General features: G+C 40.7%; 26 protein-coding genes, 13 tRNA genes and 1 pseudogene. 28 read left to right on the top strand and 12 right to left on the bottom strand.

Translation table 11 applies throughout. The features are described from left to right. Nucleotides 1–34 precede the first annotated feature (34 nt). The 13 genes from WAX46_RS12855 to WAX46_RS12795 all read left to right on the top strand — a co-directional run bounded on the left by WAX46_RS12855 (nucleotide 35) and on the right by WAX46_RS12795 (nucleotide 1,215). Nucleotides 35–107, top strand: a tRNA-Ala gene (locus WAX46_RS12855). Nucleotides 108–132: 25 nt separating this feature from the next. Then, nucleotides 133–206: transfer RNA gene (locus WAX46_RS12850), tRNA-Met, on the top strand. Between the two features lie 4 nt (nucleotides 207–210). Then, nucleotides 211–287, top strand: a tRNA-Ile gene (locus tag WAX46_RS12845). A 7-nt stretch (nucleotides 288–294) separates the two neighbouring features. After that, nucleotides 295–387 (top strand) — tRNA-Ser (locus WAX46_RS12840). A 21-nt stretch (nucleotides 388–408) separates the two neighbouring features. Then, a tRNA-Met gene (locus tag WAX46_RS12835) sits at nucleotides 409–485 on the top strand. Nucleotides 486–508: 23 nt separating this feature from the next. After that, a tRNA-Asp gene (locus WAX46_RS12830) sits at nucleotides 509–585 on the top strand. A 19-nt stretch (nucleotides 586–604) separates the two neighbouring features. After that, nucleotides 605–677, top strand: a tRNA-Phe gene (locus tag WAX46_RS12825). 27 nt (nucleotides 678–704) lie between these two features. Further along, nucleotides 705–780: transfer RNA gene (locus WAX46_RS12820), tRNA-His, on the top strand. 9 nt (nucleotides 781–789) lie between these two features. Continuing rightward, a tRNA-Gly gene (locus tag WAX46_RS12815) sits at nucleotides 790–860 on the top strand. Between the two features lie 21 nt (nucleotides 861–881). Further along, nucleotides 882–958, top strand: a tRNA-Ile gene (locus WAX46_RS12810). 6 nt (nucleotides 959–964) lie between these two features. Beyond that, a tRNA-Asn gene (locus WAX46_RS12805) sits at nucleotides 965–1,039 on the top strand. 4 nt (nucleotides 1,040–1,043) lie between these two features. Next, nucleotides 1,044–1,134 (top strand) — tRNA-Ser (locus WAX46_RS12800). Nucleotides 1,135–1,143: 9 nt separating this feature from the next. Further along, nucleotides 1,144–1,215, top strand: a tRNA-Glu gene (locus tag WAX46_RS12795). A 75-nt stretch (nucleotides 1,216–1,290) separates the two neighbouring features. On the opposite strand, the gene WAX46_RS12790 is transcribed toward WAX46_RS12795, so the two are convergent. The 3 genes from WAX46_RS12790 to WAX46_RS12780 all read right to left on the bottom strand — a co-directional run bounded on the left by WAX46_RS12790 (nucleotide 1,291) and on the right by WAX46_RS12780 (nucleotide 3,645). Then, nucleotides 1,291–1,767 (bottom strand): TspO/MBR family protein, encoded by a 477-nt coding sequence (locus WAX46_RS12790; protein ID WP_226569489.1) that lies wholly within the window; start codon nucleotides 1,765–1,767, stop codon nucleotides 1,291–1,293. A gap of 87 nt (nucleotides 1,768–1,854) precedes the next feature. Beyond that, nucleotides 1,855–2,589: a TraR/DksA C4-type zinc finger protein gene (locus tag WAX46_RS12785; RefSeq protein WP_226569487.1), complete on the bottom strand. Its 735-nt coding sequence runs from the start codon at nucleotides 2,587–2,589 to the stop codon at nucleotides 1,855–1,857. Nucleotides 2,590–2,706: 117 nt separating this feature from the next. Further along, on the bottom strand, nucleotides 2,707–3,645 hold the full coding sequence (locus WAX46_RS12780) for a 1,4-dihydroxy-2-naphthoate polyprenyltransferase (protein ID WP_226569485.1): 939 nt from the start codon (nucleotides 3,643–3,645) through the stop codon (nucleotides 2,707–2,709). Nucleotides 3,646–4,027: 382 nt separating this feature from the next. Between WAX46_RS12780 and WAX46_RS12775 the strand changes: the two genes are divergently transcribed. The 6 genes from WAX46_RS12775 to menC all read left to right on the top strand — a co-directional run bounded on the left by WAX46_RS12775 (nucleotide 4,028) and on the right by menC (nucleotide 11,467). Beyond that, nucleotides 4,028–5,446, top strand: coding sequence for an isochorismate synthase (locus WAX46_RS12775; RefSeq protein WP_336494151.1), 1,419 nt, complete (start codon nucleotides 4,028–4,030; stop codon nucleotides 5,444–5,446). After that, a complete protein-coding gene (menD, locus tag WAX46_RS12770; protein ID WP_336494150.1) occupies nucleotides 5,439–7,181 on the top strand; it encodes a 2-succinyl-5-enolpyruvyl-6-hydroxy-3-cyclohexene-1-carboxylic-acid synthase in 1,743 nt (580 codons plus the stop codon). The genes WAX46_RS12775 and menD overlap by 8 nt, the downstream gene beginning before the upstream one ends. Continuing rightward, entirely contained in the window at nucleotides 7,166–7,993 is an 828-nt protein-coding gene (gene menH, locus WAX46_RS12765) for a 2-succinyl-6-hydroxy-2,4-cyclohexadiene-1-carboxylate synthase (protein ID WP_336494149.1), read from the top strand. The genes menD and menH overlap by 16 nt, the downstream gene beginning before the upstream one ends. A 14-nt stretch (nucleotides 7,994–8,007) precedes the next feature. Further along, entirely contained in the window at nucleotides 8,008–8,826 is an 819-nt protein-coding gene (gene menB / locus WAX46_RS12760; RefSeq protein ID WP_226569477.1) for a 1,4-dihydroxy-2-naphthoyl-CoA synthase, read from the top strand. A 69-nt stretch (nucleotides 8,827–8,895) separates the two neighbouring features. Further along, nucleotides 8,896–10,356 carry an o-succinylbenzoate--CoA ligase gene (locus tag WAX46_RS12755; RefSeq protein ID WP_336494148.1) on the top strand — a complete coding sequence of 487 codons (1,461 nt, stop codon included), beginning with the start codon at nucleotides 8,896–8,898 and terminating at the stop codon, nucleotides 10,354–10,356. After that, complete coding sequence (menC, locus tag WAX46_RS12750) at nucleotides 10,343–11,467, top strand: o-succinylbenzoate synthase (protein WP_336494147.1); 1,125 nt, start codon at nucleotides 10,343–10,345, stop codon at nucleotides 11,465–11,467. The genes WAX46_RS12755 and menC overlap by 14 nt, the downstream gene beginning before the upstream one ends. Nucleotides 11,468–11,571: 104 nt before the next feature. On the opposite strand, the gene WAX46_RS12745 is transcribed toward menC, so the two are convergent. The 4 genes from WAX46_RS12745 to WAX46_RS12730 all read right to left on the bottom strand — a co-directional run bounded on the left by WAX46_RS12745 (nucleotide 11,572) and on the right by WAX46_RS12730 (nucleotide 14,416). Further along, on the bottom strand, nucleotides 11,572–11,763 hold the full coding sequence (locus WAX46_RS12745) for a hypothetical protein (RefSeq protein ID WP_226569471.1): 192 nt from the start codon (nucleotides 11,761–11,763) through the stop codon (nucleotides 11,572–11,574). A gap of 25 nt (nucleotides 11,764–11,788) precedes the next feature. Continuing rightward, on the bottom strand, nucleotides 11,789–11,947 hold the full coding sequence (locus WAX46_RS12740) for a DUF1540 domain-containing protein (RefSeq protein WP_099681578.1): 159 nt from the start codon (nucleotides 11,945–11,947) through the stop codon (nucleotides 11,789–11,791). A 68-nt stretch (nucleotides 11,948–12,015) separates the two neighbouring features. Beyond that, nucleotides 12,016–13,062 carry a cytochrome d ubiquinol oxidase subunit II gene (locus tag WAX46_RS12735; protein ID WP_226569491.1) on the bottom strand — a complete coding sequence of 349 codons (1,047 nt, stop codon included), beginning with the start codon at nucleotides 13,060–13,062 and terminating at the stop codon, nucleotides 12,016–12,018. 22 nt (nucleotides 13,063–13,084) lie between these two features. Then, entirely contained in the window at nucleotides 13,085–14,416 is a 1,332-nt protein-coding gene (locus tag WAX46_RS12730; protein ID WP_226569469.1) for a cytochrome ubiquinol oxidase subunit I, read from the bottom strand. Between the two features lie 194 nt (nucleotides 14,417–14,610). Here WAX46_RS12730 and WAX46_RS12725 point away from each other — a divergent pair. Then, nucleotides 14,611–14,797, top strand: a pseudogene (locus tag WAX46_RS12725) (50S ribosomal protein L31). 79 nt (nucleotides 14,798–14,876) lie between these two features. Here WAX46_RS12725 and WAX46_RS12720 read toward each other — a convergent pair. Further along, entirely contained in the window at nucleotides 14,877–15,866 is a 990-nt protein-coding gene (locus WAX46_RS12720; protein WP_226569467.1) for a metal ABC transporter solute-binding protein, Zn/Mn family, read from the bottom strand. A 209-nt stretch (nucleotides 15,867–16,075) separates the two neighbouring features. Between WAX46_RS12720 and WAX46_RS12715 the strand changes: the two genes are divergently transcribed. Further along, nucleotides 16,076–16,642: a beta-class carbonic anhydrase gene (locus WAX46_RS12715; RefSeq protein ID WP_226569465.1), complete on the top strand. Its 567-nt coding sequence runs from the start codon at nucleotides 16,076–16,078 to the stop codon at nucleotides 16,640–16,642. Between the two features lies 1 nt (nucleotide 16,643). Here WAX46_RS12715 and yidD read toward each other — a convergent pair whose 3' ends face one another. Further along, nucleotides 16,644–16,868 carry a membrane protein insertion efficiency factor YidD gene (gene yidD / locus WAX46_RS12710; RefSeq protein ID WP_003217666.1) on the bottom strand — a complete coding sequence of 75 codons (225 nt, stop codon included), beginning with the start codon at nucleotides 16,866–16,868 and terminating at the stop codon, nucleotides 16,644–16,646. A gap of 129 nt (nucleotides 16,869–16,997) precedes the next feature. Here yidD and WAX46_RS12705 point away from each other — a divergent pair, with 129 nt between their 5' ends. Beyond that, the gene (locus WAX46_RS12705; protein ID WP_226569463.1) at nucleotides 16,998–17,471 is read left to right on the top strand and encodes an S-ribosylhomocysteine lyase; all 474 of its coding nucleotides are present in this window, start codon (nucleotides 16,998–17,000) and stop codon (nucleotides 17,469–17,471) included. A 118-nt stretch (nucleotides 17,472–17,589) separates the two neighbouring features. Next, nucleotides 17,590–18,024 (top strand): FixH family protein, encoded by a 435-nt coding sequence (locus WAX46_RS12700; RefSeq protein ID WP_226569460.1) that lies wholly within the window; start codon nucleotides 17,590–17,592, stop codon nucleotides 18,022–18,024. An 8-nt stretch (nucleotides 18,025–18,032) separates the two neighbouring features. Here WAX46_RS12700 and ytzI read toward each other — a convergent pair whose 3' ends face one another. Further along, nucleotides 18,033–18,179: a YtzI protein gene (ytzI, locus tag WAX46_RS12695; protein WP_017358370.1), complete on the bottom strand. Its 147-nt coding sequence runs from the start codon at nucleotides 18,177–18,179 to the stop codon at nucleotides 18,033–18,035. A 130-nt stretch (nucleotides 18,180–18,309) separates the two neighbouring features. On the opposite strand from ytzI, the gene WAX46_RS12690 reads away from it, so the two are divergent. The 4 genes from WAX46_RS12690 to WAX46_RS12675 all read left to right on the top strand — a co-directional run bounded on the left by WAX46_RS12690 (nucleotide 18,310) and on the right by WAX46_RS12675 (nucleotide 19,961). Further along, on the top strand, nucleotides 18,310–18,747 hold the full coding sequence (locus WAX46_RS12690; RefSeq protein WP_336494146.1) for a Dps family protein: 438 nt from the start codon (nucleotides 18,310–18,312) through the stop codon (nucleotides 18,745–18,747). A 122-nt stretch (nucleotides 18,748–18,869) separates the two neighbouring features. Continuing rightward, entirely contained in the window at nucleotides 18,870–19,061 is a 192-nt protein-coding gene (locus WAX46_RS12685) for a hypothetical protein (RefSeq protein ID WP_226569456.1), read from the top strand. 142 nt (nucleotides 19,062–19,203) lie between these two features. Next, nucleotides 19,204–19,608 carry a phage holin family protein gene (locus WAX46_RS12680; protein WP_226569454.1) on the top strand — a complete coding sequence of 135 codons (405 nt, stop codon included), beginning with the start codon at nucleotides 19,204–19,206 and terminating at the stop codon, nucleotides 19,606–19,608. Nucleotides 19,609–19,652: 44 nt separating this feature from the next. Next, nucleotides 19,653–19,961 carry a hydrolase gene (locus WAX46_RS12675; protein WP_226569452.1) on the top strand — a complete coding sequence of 103 codons (309 nt, stop codon included), beginning with the start codon at nucleotides 19,653–19,655 and terminating at the stop codon, nucleotides 19,959–19,961. A 409-nt stretch (nucleotides 19,962–20,370) separates the two neighbouring features. On the opposite strand, the gene WAX46_RS12670 is transcribed toward WAX46_RS12675, so the two are convergent. Continuing rightward, the gene (locus WAX46_RS12670) at nucleotides 20,371–20,541 is read right to left on the bottom strand and encodes a hypothetical protein (protein WP_226569450.1); all 171 of its coding nucleotides are present in this window, start codon (nucleotides 20,539–20,541) and stop codon (nucleotides 20,371–20,373) included. Nucleotides 20,542–20,759: 218 nt separating this feature from the next. Between WAX46_RS12670 and ytkD the strand changes: the two genes are divergently transcribed. Then, complete coding sequence (gene ytkD / locus WAX46_RS12665) at nucleotides 20,760–21,236, top strand: RNA deprotection pyrophosphohydrolase (protein WP_226569448.1); 477 nt, start codon at nucleotides 20,760–20,762, stop codon at nucleotides 21,234–21,236. Nucleotides 21,237–21,315: 79 nt separating this feature from the next. On the opposite strand, the gene WAX46_RS12660 is transcribed toward ytkD, so the two are convergent. Further along, the coding region (locus WAX46_RS12660) for an IS3 family transposase (RefSeq protein ID WP_336493244.1) at nucleotides 21,316–21,460 on the bottom strand (145 nt) is incomplete at its 5' end.

Here is a 21,460-nt window from a genome sequence, read left to right as displayed (position 1 = left end):
AGGTTCGAATCCTGTCTTCCCGACCAGCTTTTATGGGGCCTTAGCTCAGCTGGGAGAGCGCCTGCCTTGCACGCAGGAGGTCAGCGGTTCGATCCCGCTAGGCTCCACTTTCTAAAAGATCATTTATATCATGGCGGTGTAGCTCAGCTGGCTAGAGCGTACGGTTCATACCCGTGAGGTCGGGGGTTCGATCCCCTCCGCCGCTATAAAGGACCTTTAGCTCAGTTGGTTAGAGCAGACGGCTCATAACCGTCCGGTCGTAGGTTCGAGTCCTACAAGGTCCACCATCTATACGGAGGAATACCCAAGTCTGGCTGAAGGGATCGGTCTTGAAAACCGACAGAGGTGTCAAAGCCTGCGGGGGTTCGAATCCCTCTTCCTCCGCCATATTTTTTAAAACCCTATCATCGCGGGGTGGAGCAGTTCGGTAGCTCGTCGGGCTCATAACCCGAAGGTCGCAGGTTCAAATCCTGCCCCCGCAACCAAATTTTCTTTTTATCTTTATATTGGTCCGGTAGTTCAGTTGGTTAGAATGCCTGCCTGTCACGCAGGAGGTCGCGGGTTCGAGTCCCGTCCGGACCGCCATTTTTCAAAAAGAATACATGGCTCGGTAGCTCAGTTGGTAGAGCAACGGACTGAAAATCCGTGTGTCGGCGGTTCGATTCCGTCCCGAGCCACTTTTACAAATAAATATTAACAGTATGGCGGTTGTGGCGAAGTGGTTAACGCACCAGATTGTGGCTCTGGCACTCGTGGGTTCGATTCCCATCAATCGCCCCATACATATTTGCGTGTGTAGTTTAGTGGTAAAACCTCAGCCTTCCAAGCTGATGTCGTGGGTTCGATTCCCATCACCCGCTTCATTTGTATATTTTGTTCATGGGCCTATAGCTCAGCTGGTTAGAGCGCACGCCTGATAAGCGTGAGGTCGGTGGTTCGAGTCCACTTAGGCCCACCATGATCTTCCGCAGTAGCTCAGTGGTAGAGCTATCGGCTGTTAACCGATCGGTCGTAGGTTCGAGTCCTACCTGCGGAGCCATAATGGAGAAGTACTCAAGTGGCTGAAGAGGCGCCCCTGCTAAGGGTGTAGGTCGCGCAAGCGGCGCGAGGGTTCAAATCCCTCCTTCTCCGCCATGATTATATGGCCCGTTGGTCAAGCGGTTAAGACACCGCCCTTTCACGGCGGTAACACGGGTTCGAATCCCGTACGGGTCATTCCTAAAAGAGGTCTATGCAAGATCTTTTTTTATTTTCATCAAAACGAAAGTCTGCGATCATAGCGGTATTTTTTTACATATTCATGGAAAAGATCGTATATGACAAGTATGTCGCAAAGAACCCCCATAAGACGTAAGGAATCAATAAAATTGGAACGACTTTGCTGAGTTTACGTGAGACGATGACTAGTGCAAGTGCTGTCAGTGCAACAAGCAGGCAGTCGATGGTAGCAGCAAACAAATCTTTTTGTGTAAATTGAAAGAAGCTAAATGCCTGATTGAATACGTAATTTAAAATAAAGAGTATCCAAAAGGGTAAAGTGATTTTTTGAAAACCATACTTCCCATAAATAATGGCTGCGGACAATGAAATGAGGGCAAATAAGACAGCCCAGACAGCACCAATCACACCACCACTAGGAGTCCATTCTGGTTTGTTTAATACATCATACCATTCTCTGTCAATCGGGAATAAGAATCCAGCAATCGAAAATAGTGCGTATGTAATAAAGAAGACAATAATCGCCCAAATAATGCTTTTTTTAGCCATCAAGAATCTCCTCCAATCAAATTTTACTCTTAAAGTAATTTCCCATTTATTACATGATATAAACATAAAGCCCCCAATATGAGGGGACTAGTTATTTTCTTCTATATAAGGTTCTTCTTCGTACGGCTTCAGATCACCAAAAACTGTCATGACACCTTCTTCATCTAATGCATCTTCGTAGGCTTTGTGTGCTTTGTTCGGATACACATGGCTTGCTTTACCTTCAATATCGGCAGCTGCGAATCCTTCATAGTCTTCTACATAATCTTCATCTTCTGATTGTGTATACATATCATCGTATGTCAGCGGTGGAAATTCCATATCGGACGGGGTATCAGAACTGCCATAGCGTTCTACGTCTTGATATGCATCTTCTCCATCGTAGGCAGCACTTTCTTCATTTTCAAATTGTCCTGATGGCGGATTTAGTAAATCCTCTTCAATCGGACGTTTTTGTGAAACTGTCTTCTCTTTTGAATGTTCTGTGCATGTGACGGCGGTAGGTAGGGCTTCTAGGCGCTCTTTAGAAATAGGGGATTTACATATCTTACACACACCATAAGTGCCATCTGCGATTGCTTGGAGTGCTTCATTGATGTCTAACATATGTTCATGTGCCAAGCTGTTTATGGCTATATCTTTTTCGCGCTCGAATAGCTCTGTCCCTTGATCACCAGGGTGATTGTCATACGCTGACAGCTCGCCGACTGCATCATAAGGAAATGATACTTTCTGTTCATCGTCATGGCTTTTGGCTTCAATTTCTAGTTTTTTATCAAGAAGTTGCTGCTTCAAATAATGTAATTCGTCTTTAGACAACAAAGCGATCATCCTTTCATATCAAGCATATTGTTAGTATGAGCAAATTTGTATGTAAGACTTGTTCCAAATTGAAGCAATTCCTCATTAAAAAACGCCTGCGGCAACAGGCGTTTTATGTTACACGAGATAGTATTGTAAAATCAATGCGATCGTTAACAGGAAACCGAAGAATGTATTGGTTTGAGCCGTAGACTTCATGGCATTCATTAATTCAATAGGTTTTTCTTTTTGCTTGAATTCTTTAATGGCCGTATAAGCTTTTGGCACACTGAGCAAAACAAGAAGACTCCATAGGCCAACGATATCTGTAAAAACATATACAAAAATGAGTACATATGATATCAAAAACATGGAAAGCAGGATGTTGACTGCAGTTTTTCGTCCAGCAAGGATAGCGAGTGTTTTTCGTCCATTTTCCTTATCTCCATCTAAATCGCGGATATTGTTCGACAATAAGATGGCACCAACTAAAATAGAAATTGGCAATGAAATAAAAACAGCTTTTGACGTCAGTGTCCCTGTTTGGATATAGAAACTAATGAGGATAATTCCTAATCCCATAAAAGCACCTGACACAAGTTCTCCAAATGGTGTATAAGCAATTGGTACAGGTCCGCCAGTATAGAAATAGCCCGCTGCCATACAAATAAGTCCTATGAGTGCAATCCACCAGCTAGACATCATACAAATATAAACCCCAAGTAATAAAGAGAGGGCGAATAGTGCATAAGCAAGGCCTAGGACTGTTTTGGGTTTTACACCATTTCTGACAATGGCTCCACCAATGCCGACCGATGTCTCATTGTCCAACCCACGAACATAGTCAAAGTATTCATTAAACATGTTTGTTGCGATTTGGATAAACATAGAAGCAAATAGCATGGCTAAAAACAGCCCAACATGTATTTGATCATTTGGAAGTGCTAGGACAGTTCCTAAAGTAACGGGAATAAATGCCGCTGTTAATGTATGTGGTCGTAGTAAGTTCCACCAAATCCGCCATTTTTTATCAGGCTTAATGGGTGAAAGCTGATCTGATATCGATTGATGCTGCATGAAATATACTCCTTTAAATAAAAAAATACGTACACGTCCAAATTCCAGTTTAGCAAAGTTCAAAAAGGTGTCAATATATTGATGCGATGAAACTTGAAAAAGATGGTTGCTAATCGTTGCCATATAGAGAGAATGCTTAATCTTAGAACATGTCTTGCCAGTTCTCTTTAGATGCTTTTGTTTCAATAAGCAGGAGCGAAAAAATCTTGAAAGCGTGATATAATAAGGATTCGAGGTTTTAAAAGCTGTTTTTTCTTTACTAAGTTCATCTGTTAAGGTTTATAATAGAAAAGCAGGTTATTCGACATACTCGAATGTTCATGTATTTTATTATTATGTTTTTATTTTTTATGTTATTTCATGGATCTTGGAGGAATGTATCATGGTGACAACAGTGCAAAGTACTTTCCGGCAGGAAGCACTTGCGACATTAGAAAAAGCGAATAACGTCAACCATGCTGTTTTGATAAGCTACTCCAGAAGAGTTGACGATCTGGATCCTCTTGCCTTTTTCCAAAGGGGCGAAGCGGATTTTTTAGGCGAGCGTTTCTTTTGGTCTGACCCAGAAAACGAAATGATATTTTCTGGACTTGGCAGAGAGGCCATCATTAAATCATCTGAGCAAGGTAAGGAACGATTTGATACAGTCCATCAAGAATGGGAACTGCTGAAACAGCACATGTTCCATTTCCATGATGAGAAGGAGTTAAAGCAAGCGGCTGTTGGTCCGCTTTTATTTGGAGGATTTTCATTTGATCCGTATGAAGAAAAGGCGCGTCACTGGGAAGCATTTGGCGAGGCTCATTTTTTTGTGCCATCGATGATGCTGACTGTCTCAAAAGAAGGCACGTTTCTTACAATCAATGAATGGAAGCAAGTGGATGGGAATGTTCATCAGCTCATTCAAGAGTTAGAGCTAAAAGCTTCACATTTCGAGGCTTTGCCTGAACGATCAGATGGACAAGCTGAACTTATTCATATGGAAGAGATCAATGTCAATGAATGGATGAAGGCTATCCATGAAGCGACAGCACACATTCGTGCTAACGAATATGAGAAGGTTGTTTTAGCAAGAGAAGTCTTGCTTCACTATAAAAATCAAATCGAACTCACTCCACTATTAGCAGAATTATTAAAACATCAAACAACGAGTTATGTATTTGCTATAGAGCAGGGAAGACAAGTATTTGTCGGAGCGACACCCGAGCGTTTAGTGAAAAAAAGCGGCGAAGAAGTTTTTTCATCCTGCTTAGCGGGGTCAATTGTACGTGGTAAAAATGAAATCGAAGATCAAGCATTAGGTCAGAAACTGCTTCATGATGAAAAGAATTTAATTGAACATCAAATTGTGGTAAATATGATTGAGCAAGCATTTGAGGAAAACTGTCATCATGTGCATAAGCCAGATCAACCAAGCCTTTATAAAACAAAAAACATTCAGCATTTGTTTACACCAATTGTTGGAGAAATCAAAAGCAGCTGTTCCCTCTTTTCATTAATTGAGCAGCTCCATCCAACGCCTGCACTAGGAGGATATCCGAAGGAAAAGGCGGTTGAAGTAATTCGTGAAATTGAACCATTAAAACGTGGATGGTATGCAGCACCGGTAGGATGGATTGATTCTCAGGACAATGGTGAATTTGCTGTGGCCATTCGGTCAGGCCTAATTGAGGAAGATCATGTTCGTTTGTTTGCTGGCTGTGGAATTGTAGAGGATTCACTTGCAAAGCAGGAGTACGAGGAGACGCAAGTGAAATTAAGACCAATGCTGTCTGCTCTTGGAGGTCGTCCAATTGAATAATCAAATCATGACAAGATATATTGGCCGTTTTATGGATGAATTTGTCCAAGGTGGTGTAAAAGAGGCAGTTGTCTGTCCGGGTTCCCGCTCAACCCCGCTTGCGATGATGGGTTTTGCCCATCAACAGATCAATGTCCATGTGTTAGTGGATGAACGGTCTGCTGCTTTTTATGCGCTAGGACTTGCAAAAGCGAGCCAAAGACCAGTGCTGCTCATTTGTACATCAGGTACGGCAGCTGCTAACTTTTTCCCTGCGATGGTAGAGGCGCATTATTCTCGGGTACCACTGATTGTCTTGACTGCTGATCGACCGCATGAATTGAGGGAAGTTGGAGCACCTCAAGCGATAGATCAGCAATTCTTATTCGGTAGGTTTGTTAAATGGTTCACAGACTTAGCCTTACCCGAAGAGAATCAAACGATGCTTCGATATGTACAGACTGCCGCCGCAAGAGCGAGTCACATCTCAATGCAGGAGCCAAAGGGACCTGTTCAGATCAATGTACCGCTGAGAGAACCTTTGTTTCCTGATATGTCTATCGATCCTTTTCATCGAGAAGAGAAAGAAGCAAAAAAAGTATTAGTAGCAGGTCAGGCTTTTCCACATAATCTTGTCCTGTCGGAATTAGTATCAATTATCAACCAAGCCACAAGAGGACTGATTGTCGCTGGTGAACTTTATACGGAGGAAGATCAAGAGGCAGTGTTAAGCCTTGCAAGATCCTTGCATTTTCCAATTTTAGCTGACCCGCTTTCTCAATTGAGAAATGGACATGAAAGTAAAGAGTTTGTTATGGATGCTTATGATTCTTTATTGAAGGATGAAGAATTACAGAAGCATCTATTGCCTGATATGGTCATTCGTTTTGGCCCTATGCCTGTTTCTAAGCCATTATTTAAGTGGTTAGAAAAGCATGTGGAAGTGAAGCAAATTGTCGTAGATGCTGCCGGAGGCTTTCGAGATCCTGGATTGAGTGCTTCTTACTTGATTGAGAGTCATGTGGCTTCATTTGTAGATGAAGTCCTGAATAGAGCAAACCAACATGAGGATACAAATTACTTAAACCGATGGCAAAGTGTCAATTCTTCTTTTAGAACCCATGGAGCACATTATTCTGATGAGGACCTTACATTTGAGGGAAATGTATATCGTCAGCTTCAGCATCTCTTGCCAAAGGAGAGTGTGCTTTTTATCGGAAATAGTATGCCGATTCGTGATGTGGATACATTTTTTGAAACTCAGTCCAAACCTTTCCATATGATGGCCAATCGCGGTGCAAATGGCATTGATGGCGTAGTGTCAACGGCTATTGGAACATATGCGGCATTGAAACAACCGATTAGCTTAGTCATTGGAGATTTGTCTTTTTATCATGATATGAACGGACTTCTTGCAGCTAAGCTTATGCAGATTCCGCTGACGGTTGTATTGTTAAACAATGATGGTGGAGGAATCTTTTCTTTCCTTCCTCAGGCATCTGATGAGCCGTATTATGAAAAACTCTTCGGTACACCGACTGGGCTGAATTTTGAGTATGCATCGAAACTATATGGGGGAATCTATTCGAAGCCGAGAACGAAACAAGAATTACACGATGTGTACATGGCACATATACATGAGCCTGGGCTTCATTTAATCGAGATTGAAACAGACCGGCATTCCCGTGTAGGCAAGCACCGTCAAATGATGGACGAGATCTTAGGAGAAGTGAAAAAAGAATGCCTTCTCTCATAATACGAATGTGTGATGATGTGGCGTATGAGGTGATAGATCAAAACCCATTGGCTGAGAACGCCACGTTATGTTTACACGGTTTTACAGGGAGTGCAGCTTCTTGGGAGTTCTTGAATGACTATACAGAGAATACAAGATTGATTCGGGTCAGCTTGCTTGGGCATGGCCATACGGATTCACCAAAAAGTGTAAGAAGATATGCTATGTCGCAGCAGATGGCAGATCTTGCAGAAATTTTAGATCAATTAATGCTTCAAAAAGTGAACATTATCGGATATTCTATGGGAGGACGTATTGCTTTATCGTTTGCCTCCCATTATCCAGAACGTATAAACAAACTGATTCTTGAGAGTACTTCACCAGGGCTTCGCTTTTTCAAGGAGCGGATGGCAAGGCTTAAGATTGACCATCAGCTGGCTCAAAAGATTAGACATGAAGGCCTAGCTCAGTTTGTGGATTTTTGGGAGAACATTCCGCTGTTTGCTTCTCAGAAATCTTTACCTGCTGACAGGCTGGCTCAACTGAGAGAGGGAAGGCTAAAAGCCAATCCACTTGGGCTAGCACGTAGTCTTGAAGGAATAGGCACAGGTTCACAGCCGTCTATGTGGCAGGCATTAAAGCATATTAAACAACCTGTTTTATTTATTTGCGGAACGCTTGATGAAAAGTTCTGTCATATCGCCAAACGTATGCAGCAGGAGCTTGAATGCAGTCAATTAACAATGGCAGAGCATGCTGGACATACAGTTCATGTGGAACAACCACATTTTTTTGGTAAAATAGTAAGTGAGTTTATTTTAGCGCAAAATTAGAGGAGGAAATCTTGATGGCTATTGAATGGCAAACTGAGCGTCAGTATGACGAAATTTTATATGAAACGTATCATGGGATTGCAAAGATTACCATTAACCGTCCACATGTACATAATGCGTTTACACCGAAGACAGTGAGTGAATTAATTGATGCATTTTCACGCGCTCGTGATAATTCAGATGTTGGCGTTATCGTACTTGCAGGTGCTGGAGGTAAAGCATTTTGTTCTGGTGGAGATCAGAAAGTACGCGGTCATGGCGGCTATGTAGGAGACGATCAAATTCCGCGTCTAAATGTACTAGACCTACAGCGTTTAATTCGTGTTATTCCAAAACCAGTGATTGCGATGGTTGCAGGTTATGCGATTGGTGGCGGACATGTTCTTCATGTCGTGTGTGACCTGACGATTGCAGCAGATAATGCCATTTTTGGACAAACAGGACCAAAAGTAGGCAGCTTTGATGCTGGTTATGGATCAGGCTATCTTGCACGTATGGTTGGTCATAAGAAAGCGAGAGAAATCTGGTACTTATGCCGCCAATACAATGCACAAGAAGCGCTTGATATGGGACTTATTAACACAGTTGTACCATTAGAGCAGCTTGAAGAAGAAACAGTAAAGTGGTGTAAGGAAATGCTAGAAAAGAGCCCAACTGCTTTACGATTCTTAAAAGCTGCATTCAATGCGGATACTGATGGATTAGCTGGAATTCAGCAATTTGCAGGAGATGCGACACTTCTTTATTACACAACAGATGAAGCAAAAGAAGGACGCGATTCTTTTAAGGAAAAACGGAAGCCGGACTTCGGTCAGTTCCCGCGTTTCCCTTGATTCAATGATATGGATGAAAACAGCTTAGTGCATCAGACTGAGCTGTTTTCTTTTATAAAAGGAGGTGTCATGATGAAGCAACCCAATTGGCTGCTGCACCGTGCCTATTTAACGCCAGATCGAGTTGCGTTAATTTATCAAGACGAAAAGTGGACATTTCGAGAATTAGCCTTAGAAGTAGAAAATATTTCCAATAGACTTTCACGTGCATCATTTAAAAAAGGAGAGACGATTGCTCTATTAATGAACAATCAACCTCAAATGGTGATGCTTGTTCATGCTTGTTTATTATTAGGATTAAAAATCGTGCTATTGAACAATAAGCTAACAAAAGCAGAGAGGCTCTATCAGTTTGAAGATGCAAAAGCAACGGCTTTATTAACAGAACCTGTTTTTGCAAATGATCATGACGGTGATTTATCTGTTTATACAATCGAAACCTTACCTAAAGCAGGTCAAGATGGTGAAAAGAATATCCAGAACGTTTTTGATTTGAATGAAACTGCAACCATTATGTATACATCTGGAACGACAGGGCGGCCAAAAGGAGTAGAACAAACGTTTGGAAATCATTTTCATAGTGCAGTTTCCTCTGCATTGAATTTAGGCCTTAGAGAGGACGACCGCTGGCTCATTGCACTACCCCTTTTTCATATAAGCGGTTTATCAGCTCTATTCAAATCAGTTATATATGGCATGACTGTCGTGCTTCATCAGAAGTTTGATGTCGATGAAGTAAAGGATTCTATCGAACAACATCGCGTGACGATGATTTCAGTTGTTCAAACGATGTTATCCCGTTTATTACGTACGCTAGAAGAATGCCCGTCTTCTTTGCGCTGTCTTTTATTAGGCGGAGGGCCTTCCCCTTATGCGATGCTTCAAGAAAGCAAAGAGAAGGGCTTTCCTGTGTTTCAATCGTACGGTATGACGGAAACCTGCTCACAAATTGTGACACTTGCACCCGAATTTAGTGTAGAAAAGCTTGGATCAGCGGGAAAACCTCTTTTTGGGTGTGAATTGAAGATTCAAGATGGTGAACGTACTTGTCGTCCTTTTGAGCATGGTGAAATTATGGTCAAAGGTGCAAATGTAATGAAAGGATATCTTCACCGTGAAAAAGAAACCGCTTCTGCCTTGGATCAAGGCTGGTTGAAAACAGGTGATATTGGATATGTGGATGAGGAAGGATTTTTATTTGTGATTGACCGCCGATCAGATTTAATTATTTCTGGTGGAGAGAATATTTATCCTGCGGAAATTGAAGCGGTTCTTTTAACACATCCGCATGTAAAGGAAGCCGGAGTAACAGGCATGTATGATGAAAGATGGGGCGAGGTACCTGTTGCCTTTCTAGTGTCAGACCAGGAGATGCTTGAGCATGAGCTATATGCTTTATGTCAATCGCATTTAGCCAAGTATAAGTGGCCGGCTGCTTTTCATTTTGTAGACGAGCTGCCAAAAAATGCGTCGAATAAATTGCAGAGGCACAGACTTAAATCAAAGGGGTTTTTAGATGATTCAAATTGAACGAGTGATATTATATCATGTTATGATGAAACTCAAGCAGCCATTTACTTCAAGCCTTGGAACAATTTCAGAGCGTGAGTTTATAATTGTTGAGGTGAAAGATCAAACGGGATTGACTGGCTGGGGCGAGGTGTCTGCCTTCTCTTCCCCCTGGTACACAGAAGAAACAATCGAGACTTGTTATCATATGCTGAGGGCTTTTTTTATCCCGAACGTGCTGACCCGATCATTCACACATCCTTCAGAGATTCCAGATAGTCTGTACCACTTTAAAGGCAATAGAATGGCCAAAGCGGGAATAGAAGCAGCTGTTTGGGATATTTATGCGAAGCGTGAGAATAAATCCTTACGTGACGTATTAGGCGGCACCAAAGAGAAAATTCCATCTGGTGTTGTGGCGAGTTTAGGACCCATTGACGACATGCTTCAGCAAATTCAGCAATTTGTTGATCAAGGCTATCAGCGTGTGAAGGTCAAGATTAAGCCAGGACAAGATATTGGACTTCTTCAAAAGATAAGAGAGTCTTTCCCTGATCTCCCGTTAATGGCGGATGCAAACTCTGCCTATGAATTAAAGGATATTAGCAAACTGAAGCAGCTCGATGACATTGGCTTATTAATGATTGAACAGCCTTTAGCCGCAGATGATATTGTCGATCATCGTCATTTGCAAAAGCATTTAAAAACATCTATTTGTTTAGATGAAAGTATTTGTTCTCTAGATGATGCTCGAAAAGCTGTAGAACTGGGCAGCTGTCAAATGATTAATGTGAAGCCCTCACGAATTGGGGGACTGACAGAAGCACTTAAGATTCATACGTTTTGTAAGGAGCATCAGATCCCGTTATGGTGTGGAGGGATGATTGAAACAGGGATCTCCCGCGCACAAAATGTGGCACTTGCTTCCCTCCCGCAATTTACAATTCCAGGTGATATTTCAGCTTCGTCAAAATATTGGGAGCAGGATATCATCTTTCCTGAAATCAAAATTGAAAATGGTTTTATTGAGGTTCCTCGTTCTCCCGGAATGGGCGTGGAAGTTAATTATCAAGCACTTCGATCTTTTTCAGATAACATTGACGTGTTTACAAAACATGATTTTGCGAAGTGAAAATGAAATGATCACCTTTTGCACACCCAATAGAAAATATGTATAGTAGGAGAAAGTTTTTCCTTCCTGTCTGAACAAAAAAGAAAGAGCGGTGATCCGCTCTTTCACTCTTCTACCAGCTCACTGTCATAAGCAAGCTGTCCGATATACTGATGCATTTCATTTGGCATGTCCGTTACTTGACCATATTCGTAATCCCAAAGATTTAAAAAGGAGTGAGCTGCCTGATAAAATGTGGCTTCGTCCGCGTCATGAATTTCATCAAAGAATGTTTGAAGCAGCCGATCGTTTTTCAAAGTGAAGCGCCTCCTTTAATGAGACTTAAAGTTCTTGAGGTTTAAACGTTTTACAGTCAGTTTCTTCACTTTTCTCAGCCGTATTTCCTGTGTGGCTGACGACATAAATTGCATCTGCACCGCAGCGATTTCCAGCATTCCAATAGGAACAGTTGTTTACTTCACAAAGGATTTTTTGACTCATACAGATGACCTCCTTTTGATTATGTCTTTCATTTATAATGTAACCGAAATGAACAGAGTCCATTCATTTTAATCTTCCTGACGAATATAGCGCTTGTCTTTCATAAACAATTTCCAGAAGTAATAAAACCCAGGAAATAAGATGATAAAACCTACAATATACGTAATAAATAATGCCCTAAATGTGACAGGATCCGTAAATCCAGACATGATTGTGATATCTGGGTAGACCATGTAGGGTAAATGAGCACGTCCATATACATAGCTTGCTAAGAAATATTGGATGGTAATTGAAATCACGGCCAAACGTGGTTTCCCTTTCCGATGTTTAAATCGGCTGTTTGGTAAAAAAAGAGCCAATCCTGCAAGTAAAAACATGAGCAGGGAAACGAGGAGGATTGGAATGTTCTGCATCATTTTTGTGAACAGCCAATTGGCCTCGCTTCGCAATGTCAGCATGATAAAGAAGGCCATCATGAGAGAAAGCGGACCCGTAATGAGCGCACCTCTTCTATAGATATTGTAAGCCTCATCTTCATCTGCAACATTAGAAAAATCAGCTAAAAGCAAAGACGAGAGAAAAAGGGTACTAAAAATCGCAAATCCCACAAAGGAATAGACATTTGCACTTGTAAAGACCAATCCTAAATCTAACGAGTAGACATTATTCTTCTGAAAAATAAATCCACCATGGGTAATAGGGAGAACCATGATGAGGATGGACGGAATAATAAAACCGCTAATCCCTGAAATGTATGTCACGACTTTCTGATATTTTTTAGGTAGGGAATGAGAAAATACGAGAAACCCGCTTCGAAGTGCAAGAAGCAATAAAATGATGCTGCCCGGTATTAACAAAACGGTGCCAAGTACAAAGGTAGCGCCTGGAAACAAGGAAAATAATGCCACGACTATGGCCACAATGAATACGTTTGTTACTTCCCATGTTGGAGAGAGATACTTGTTTGCGATATTAGCTGCCTTTGTTTGCTCTCTATTCATATAAATCATCGACCAAAATCCTGCACCGAAATCCATTGATGCCATCACTGCATAGATAAAAACGAATCCCCATAATATGGATATTGCAATGAGTGCATCAGTTGTTACATCCATTTGCATCAAGATCGCTCCCTTTTTAAGATTCTGTTAACCGTAGGTCTTCTTCAATTGAATGTTTTCTAAAGTAGTACGTGAGTACAATAACAGTTGCTATGCCTAAGATGAGATAGACAATGGCAAACAGGATAAAAAGTGTGCCTATAGAGCCAGAAGACGTGACGACCTCGGAGGTTTTAAGCATTCGATAAATCACCCAAGGCTGACGGCCTGTACAAGCAAAAATCCAGCCCAACTCAATGGCCAAAAGACTAAGGGGTCCGCCAAATAAGAAGAGAAAAAGCAGCCACTTCGGATAATGTTCTCGCTTTAAAATTTTACGATAGAGCAGAGCTACCACAGCAAATAGAATGAGCACAGATCCAATAATGACCATTCCGTTAAATAACGTGTGAATAAATAAAGGAGGCCACTCGTCTCTAGGAAAATCATTTAAGCCTTTGACCACAGTATCAAAGCTATTTCCTGCCAGAAAACTAAGCGCCCAAGGGATTTCGATTGCACCTTTTATTTCTTGCGTATTGACATCAGTAAATCCGCCTATTGCAAGAGGTGCGTGTGATTGTGTTTCAAATAGACCTTCTGCACCAGCTAATTTTTCAGGCTGATATTCATGCAGAAGCTGAGCGGATTCATGACCGTTTAGAGCTGTAAGAAAAGAGAAAAGTCCACCTACGATGAGTCCAAGAAAAAGGGCTTTTCGATGAAACGTATAGAGATTCTCATTTTTTCTTGTTTTGAGCATTTTAAAAGCAGCCACTGAAGCAATCACAAAAGCACCTGTTGTAAAAGCAGAAAGCACCACGTGTGTAGCGGTCACAACGAAACTTGAATTGAAAAATGCCTTCCAAGGCTCAACATCCGTGATTTCTCCATTGACCATCTTAAAGCCAGCAGGTGTCCCTTCAAAAGCATGTACGTTCGTAATAAGAATCGCTGAAGCTGTTGCACCAACGACGACAAAAAAAACGGTAATGATGCGCATGGCTGGTGATAAACGATCCGCTGCGTACACATAAATAGACATAAATAATGCTTCAATAAAGAAAGCATAGATCTCAATTTGAAATGGAAGAGACATGACTTTTCCAATGACCTCCATAAATCCTGGCCATAGTAGGGCAAGCTGAGTACCGGCAATGGTTCCGGTTGGAATGGCGACGCCTAAAAGAACAGCTTGTGCCTTTGTCCACCGTTTGGCCATGACTGCATAATGTGGGTCTTTCGTTTTTTGAAAGATGAGTTCAGCTAACAAAATCATTAATGGGATTCCAACACCAAGCGAGGCATAAATAATATGAAAGCCCATTGTTGTGCCGAACAGGCTTCTAGCTAAAACGAGATCAGTCAATTGTTTCTCCGCCTTTCTTATCGCTTCTCTTTTTCATGATGCTTATTATTCTCCACCATTTTTAGATTATTCTTCCTGATTAAGAAAGCTTGTTTTTTTACAATTTGTAAAAGAGGGAGTAGAATATAACTATAAAACGTAATATTTATGTTTTAAGAATAGGAGGAGTTTTGACATCACATGAAGTTGTATTTATGGACGTCAACAGCGGTTATCGCTTCTTGAGTAGATCAACAAAGACATCAAATGAGACAGTAGAGTGGGAAGATGGGAAAACGTATTCAGGTAGAAACAAGCTCTGATATGCATCCTTTTTATACAGGACGTCAGAAATTTGGAGAAAAAGGCGCCGAGAAATTTGAGAAAAAATACCAAATGTAAGCAAAGATGCACACGATATAAACGATGTGCTTTTATCATGCAGAAAAAACCCCGGCTGATTGCACGGGGTTTCAGAAAATTAATCATTTAAAGCTGTTTTTAAGGTGTTTAAATTTTGTTTCATTAGGCTGACGTAGCTTTCGCCATTTTTGGCATCATCTTCCGTAATGGATTCTAGATTTTTGAGTGTGAGGCTTTTTGCCCCAATTTCACTGCGGATCGTATCTGATACTTTACTGCTGACGTTATCTTCAAAAATGACATACTTTATGTGATGCTTTTCAGCTTGTTGTACAATATTTTCAAGTTGTTTTTGGGAAGGCTCTTCTGAAGCGGATAGTCCTAGTACACTGATTTGCTCAATGCCATAGCGCTTTTCCCAATAACCGTAAGCTGCGTGAGAAACAAGAATTTCTTTATGTTTTGCTTTAGAAAGGGTGGTTTTGAATTCCTGATCTAACAATTGTAATTCTTTTTTTAGCTTTTCATAGTTTTTTGTGTATTCATCTTTATGATCTGGATCTAGCGAAACGAGAGTGTCTTTAATGTTTTTGGCCATTTGCTGCGCATAAACGGGATCTAGCCATGCATGCGGATCTTTATCACCGTGATCGTGTCCATCATGATCATGCTCTTCACCTTCATGGTCATGATCGTGGTCTTCACCTTCTTCATGTGCATGTTCTTCTTTTGTCGATAAAAGTTTGATCCCTTCGGCAGCTTTCACAGTTTTGACGCCTTGATCTTTTAATGTAGCAGCTGTTTTGTCAGCGAAAGCTTCAGCACCTGTGCCGCTGTAAATAAAGGCATCTCCTTCAGCCATTTCAACCATGGTTTTTGAACTTGGCTCAAAGCTGTGTGCATCGGCGTTTGCAGGATACACACTTTGAGCATGGACGTGAGATCCGCCAATTTTTTCAGTAAAGTCTTGAATCGGAAAGATCGTTGTGTAAATGGTTAATTTCCCGTCTGCCTTTCCTTTTGTAGCAATTGTTCCCGTACTGCTTGAGCAAGCGGCAAGACCGATCGCTAATAAAGCAGATGTTAAAATAAAAAAGATTTTTTTCATCTAAAAATGTCTCCCCTCAATCTATTTAGATAGAAATGATTACGATTTAATGTCCTGAGTTATTGTATCGTAATAATTACGATTTGAAAAGAGGAAAATGAAAATTCCTCATCAAGCAGATGTTTCTTCTAAAAAAATACGCTTCAAAACGTGACGAAACTTCATACATTGTGCTATATTTACTTTTAAAAAAAGGAATGAACAAACTTATGAAACTTTTAGACGAAATCATTGAATATAATCAACATTTTATTGAAGAAAAGAAATACGAAGAGTTTACAACAACGAAGTTTCCACAGAAAAAAGCTGTCATTCTATCGTGTATGGATACAAGACTGGTTGAACTACTTCCGCGTGCAATGAACATGAAAAATGGAGATATCAAGATTGTCAAAAGTGCTGGTGCTCTTGTGTCTCATCCTTTTGGAAGTATTATGCGAAGCATTTTGGTGGCTGTCTATGAACTTAATGCTGACGAAGTTTATGTCATTGGTCATCACGATTGCGGCATGAGTAAGATAGATAGTCAAACACTTTTAAATAAAGCTATTGAGCGTGGTATTCCAGAAAAACGAATTGAAGTACTGGAATATTCAGGGATCGATTTTAAACAGTGGTTCAAAAGCTTTAGCTCAGTTGAAGAGAGTGTGAAGGACAGTGTGTCCGTTGTCAGAAATCACCCCCTTCTTCCATCAGATGTGCCTGTACATGGGCTTGTCATTGATCCTGGAACAGGTAAGCTTGACTTAGTTATCAACGGATATGAAGCAAAGTAATTTATTTTTCCTTTTTAGGCGGGACAGGATCGATTCCGCCAGGGTGCAGCGGGTGACATTTTAAAATCCGTTTTATTGTAAGCCAGCCGCCCTTTAAAGCGCCATGCGTTTTGATCGCCTCTAGTCCATAGTTTGAGCAGGTTGGATAAAACCGGCAGCTAGGTGGTGTAAGAGGGGAAATACATTTTTGATAAAAGCGGATGATGCCAATAAAAATCTGTTTCATGCTGGTTCCTCCTTGTCTGTCTTCCACAGTATAAGAAAAAAGGACAAGGAAGGGAAGTTTTTATAAACTAAACTGGTCGGAGAAATATGTTATAATATAGGAAATCGCATTTTGAGGAGTGGTTTAATAATGCCTTCAGTCGAAAGCTTTGAACTTGACCATAATGCTGTAAAAGCGCCATACGTTCGTCATTGCGGCGTTCATAAAGTAGGATCAGATGGTGAAGTAAATAAATTTGATATTCGTTTTTGTCAGCCGAACAAGCAGGCAATGAAACCTGATACGATTCATACATTAGAGCATTTACTTGCTTTTAATATTCGAACACACTCAGAGAAATATGATCATTTTGATATCATTGATATTTCTCCAATGGGCTGCCAGACTGGTTATTATTTAGTCGTCAGTGGTGCACCAACACTAAAAGAGATTGTTGAGCTGCTTCAGGCAACTTTCAAGGATGCAGTTGAGGTCACAGAAATTCCTGCTTCAAATGAAGAGCAATGCGGTCAAGCGAAGCTTCATGATCTTGAAGGAGCAAAACGTTTAATGCGTTTCTGGCTTTCTCAGGATCAAGAAGAGCTATTAAAAGTATTTGGTTAATAGGATGATGAACCGGACATGTTAGATGTCCGGTTTTTTATATGAAAGAGATAAGGAGATGTCAAAATAGGAGATATTTGTTAAAATGAACATATCAGTAAAAGAAGGGGGAACTCGAATGCGAAAAATGATAGGTATTATTCTGATGTTCGCGTTACTTAGTGCGTGTGGAAACTCCGCGGCGAGCAATGACAAAGGGGAAGTACCTGAGCTATTAGAAGTCAAGCTTACAGGGCCAGAGCAAGTGGAGAAAAATGAAAGCGTTATAGTAAAAGCAGCTGTCACATATGGTGATACGCCTGTTGACGATGCAGATGATGTCCAATTTGAAGTGTGGAAAGATGGCGACAAGGATAACAGCAAGATGATTCAGCCAAAGAAAGAGAATAAAGGTGTATATGAATTACATACAGCTTTCAAACAGGATGGTCTATATATGATACAAGTCCATGTGACAGCTAAACAGCAGCATAATATGCCGAAGACAAACATTCACGTAGGTGAAGTGAAAAAAGAAAGTTCGTCTACTGAAAAAGAATCCTCACATCATTGAAAGTGGTTTTATTTTGGGTTAGGACGTTGATTTGGTTCAGCATCCTGTGGTGAATCGACTTTATGCTTGTAATCATAAGCCTTTGATGTCGTCCACAAGGATAAAAAGACAACGATTGAGATAATGATAAAGCTGATAATCCCGAGTAACAGCATCTAACTCCCTCCTTATTTCCATATTAGCATATATTTCATGCGGTCAAAATAGAAGAAAATGATGGCAGGTTTCATTATATAAAAAAAGGGTAATCTCATACTAAATGCACCTACATAAGGAGGAATCAACATGTCAGAAAAATTATTAAACGTCGTCAATAAACAAGTAGCTGATTGGACTGTGCTCTATGTGAAATTACATAACTATCACTGGTATGTAAAGGGAAAAGACTTCTTTACACTCCATGAAAAATTTGAGGAATTATATACAGAAACAGCCACATATATTGATGATTTGGCTGAGCGTATGCTTGCATTAAATGGACAGCCTGTTGCGACGATGAAAGAGTGCTTAGAAATCTCAAGCGTCCAAGAAGCAGAAGGGAAGGAATCAGCTGAGCAAATGGTGAAAAATCTCCATGATGACTTCTCCAATATTGCAGACGAATTAAAGCAAGGAATGGAGCTAGCTGCAGAGGTTGGTGATGAAACTACAGGTGATATGTTACTAGCCATTCATCGATCCATTGAAAAACACAACTGGATGTTAAAAGCATACTTAGGATAATACGTATGTGGAAGGAATGCCGATCGTCAAAGGTCGGCATTTTTTTTAATGGATTTGTGACAGACAGCCCATTGAAATTATGGGGCTTTAAGCCGAAGAAAAAAGAGAAGGGAGGGTAGAAGATGTCCTTAATTGCAGGAATGATGAGTCAGCAAGTGGCAAGTATTCAAAAAACACTGAATATGAGTTTGTTGAATTCACAGCTTGCCACTAGCACAGCACAAGCCATAGTGATGCTGGATCAAATGCAGCAGCAGCCTCAAGCTGTTCAGCCTAAAGATTCAGGCGCTACGTTTATTGATGTCAGAGTCTAACAATTGAAAGCCGCCGTTAAAGGCGGCTTTCTTTGTTTTAGCAAAATGACAAGCCTTTATTTTTCGTCGTCCAAGCTATTGATAAGAATCTGCATATACTATTTACGTAAGAAGTTCCACTCTGAAAGGATGTTGATGCCAAATGAGCAAGGAATTAGGCATCTTTTCGTTGTTTACAGTCAGTTTGTCGGCTATGGGCTTTCTGTTTGGTGGAGCAGGATATTTGCTGATGATATTAGTAGCACTGATGGCCATTGAATTAATTTGTTCAAGCCTAAGAGAATCTGTGACTGGACAGCTTACAATGAAACGTTTTTTTACACGACTTGTTCGAAAGGTTGTGACGATCTCCTTAATATCCATGGCACATTTCTTCGATGTCATGCTGAAGACTGGCGGGGCGATTAAGGATTTAGCGATGATCTTTTATATTATTTATGAATCTTACCAAATTGTCTCTACAGCCAAAGCCCTCGGAATCCCCATTCCACAGTTATTTATTGATGTGTTAGACATGATTAAAAATAAATTGCGTAAAAAGCCTTAATTTGCCCATATCTGGTCATACTAAAGGAAAAAAGGATGAATCAGATGGCGAGACACACATACTATGTATCAGTGCAAGACGGATCGATATCACAGCATAGAGATGCGGCTGCTTGGCAATTTCAAATAGAAGCAGATGATGATCAAATTTTGCAGTTAAGAGATTATTTTAATGAGCAGTATATGACAGATTGGAAAGGCTTCTTTCGGGCCCATGTTCCATTCCTTGAATATCATTATGATAGCCCAAATGATGAAATGGACAGAAAAAGAAAAAAGATTTACTCGATGATTTATGAGCTCGGGAATGAAGAGACAAAGAACTTTATTGAGACAAATGGGTTAATGAATTGAAAAAGCATGTAGAGATGTTCTAAATGCTTTCAGCGTGAAGACTTGTAGCGGTTATCATCTAAACCGACCCATATGCCGGATTCGCCAGAAGTTTGTCCAATGAAGGTTCTCCAGTTGACATCTAAACTTTCGGAGCTTTGCCCGTCCGACAATGGCGTCAGGATTTACACGGCAGGGTGCTTTTAGAATAAGCGGGTTTTCAGTCGTTTTAATGGAAACCTGCTCCCCTTGACCCTGATAGGATAGCTCTGAAGTAAACAGTCCTTTCTGTGATAAAATACCAACGCCTACTGGGTCACGCCGTAGTGGTATTCTTCAGAAAGGCCAGTAAATCTTCCTTTCTACACTCACATGCTGCCAAAGGCCGCTCGGCTCAAGGTTTTCACCTGTCAATTTCCTGCTGATATAGTTAAATAATTGACTGACCATATTTCCTTTTATTGGTTCTGATTAATCGTTTGCGGTATTGAAAGGTTCCCTGGGCTGCAATCATAGCGCCTTTTTTAGCAAAAAAGATCCCGTTGCCTTCTGCTTGTAAGGTGAGTTCTTCTAGTGTGTTGAAAGTTTTGCTTTGACCCATTTGTTATTCTCATGTTGGTTTCCTCCTCGTCGTGATAGGACAAACACTCATTGATTTACGCCATAAGGGATAAAAAGGTTTTAGCAAGGTTACCCATTGTAAATACAGACGAGATTGAACCGCTCGTTTGTTTCACTTTTCATAAAAATTCTTCAGAGAAATGTGTTCTGTGGTATGATGTTTTACAAGAATCAAGGACAGGATATGAGGGATTTCACATGCATGTTTTTAAAGACTATTATCATAATACGGTCAAGCTCTCTTTTGAAGAGGAGCCTTTTTCGAGTCATCCTAAGCATGTTTGGGCCATCTGCCGCTACCAGGGGAAATGGCTGCTCACTGAACATGAGGATCGGGGCTATGAGTTTCCAGGAGGGAAAGTAGAGCCAAATGAAGATGCTGACCAAGCTGCTATACGGGAGATTCAGGAAGAAACGGGTGCTGTTGTTCGTGAATTAACGTATATTGGTCAATATCAGGTGCTTGGCAGAGAAAAGGTCATTGTCAAGAATATTTATTTCGCTCATGTTGAAAGGCTCGTTAAACAAGACACGTATTTTGAAACGAAAGGACCCGTTCTTTTCGCAGACTTACCAAAGTCCATCGCAAAAAATAAAAATTTCAGTTTTATTATGAAAGATGATGTCTTAAGACAAAGTCTTGCTTATTTAAAAAAGAACGGTTTGATTCGTTAAAAAAGCGCAGGGAGACTGAAAAAAGCGCAGGGAGACTGTGGGACTGACCCCCGTTTTTGAGACAGGGATCAAAACACCTTTATACAGCCAATTGCCGATAGTTTATCGGTGATTGGTTGTTTAGTTTTGTTTGAATACGAATGTTGTTATAATAATAAATGTATTCTTTGACAGTGCGTTCTACGATGTTGGTCGTAGTTCGATCAATCCTGTTAAGATAGAAC

It is taken from the genome of Bacillus sp. FJAT-53060 (genome assembly GCF_037104745.1).
Lineage (GTDB): Bacteria > Bacillota > Bacilli > Bacillales > Bacillaceae > Bacillus > Bacillus stratosphericus_B.
The sequence above is the reverse complement of the archived record's forward strand: the minus strand, read 5'-3'. Positions and strand labels throughout refer to the sequence as shown.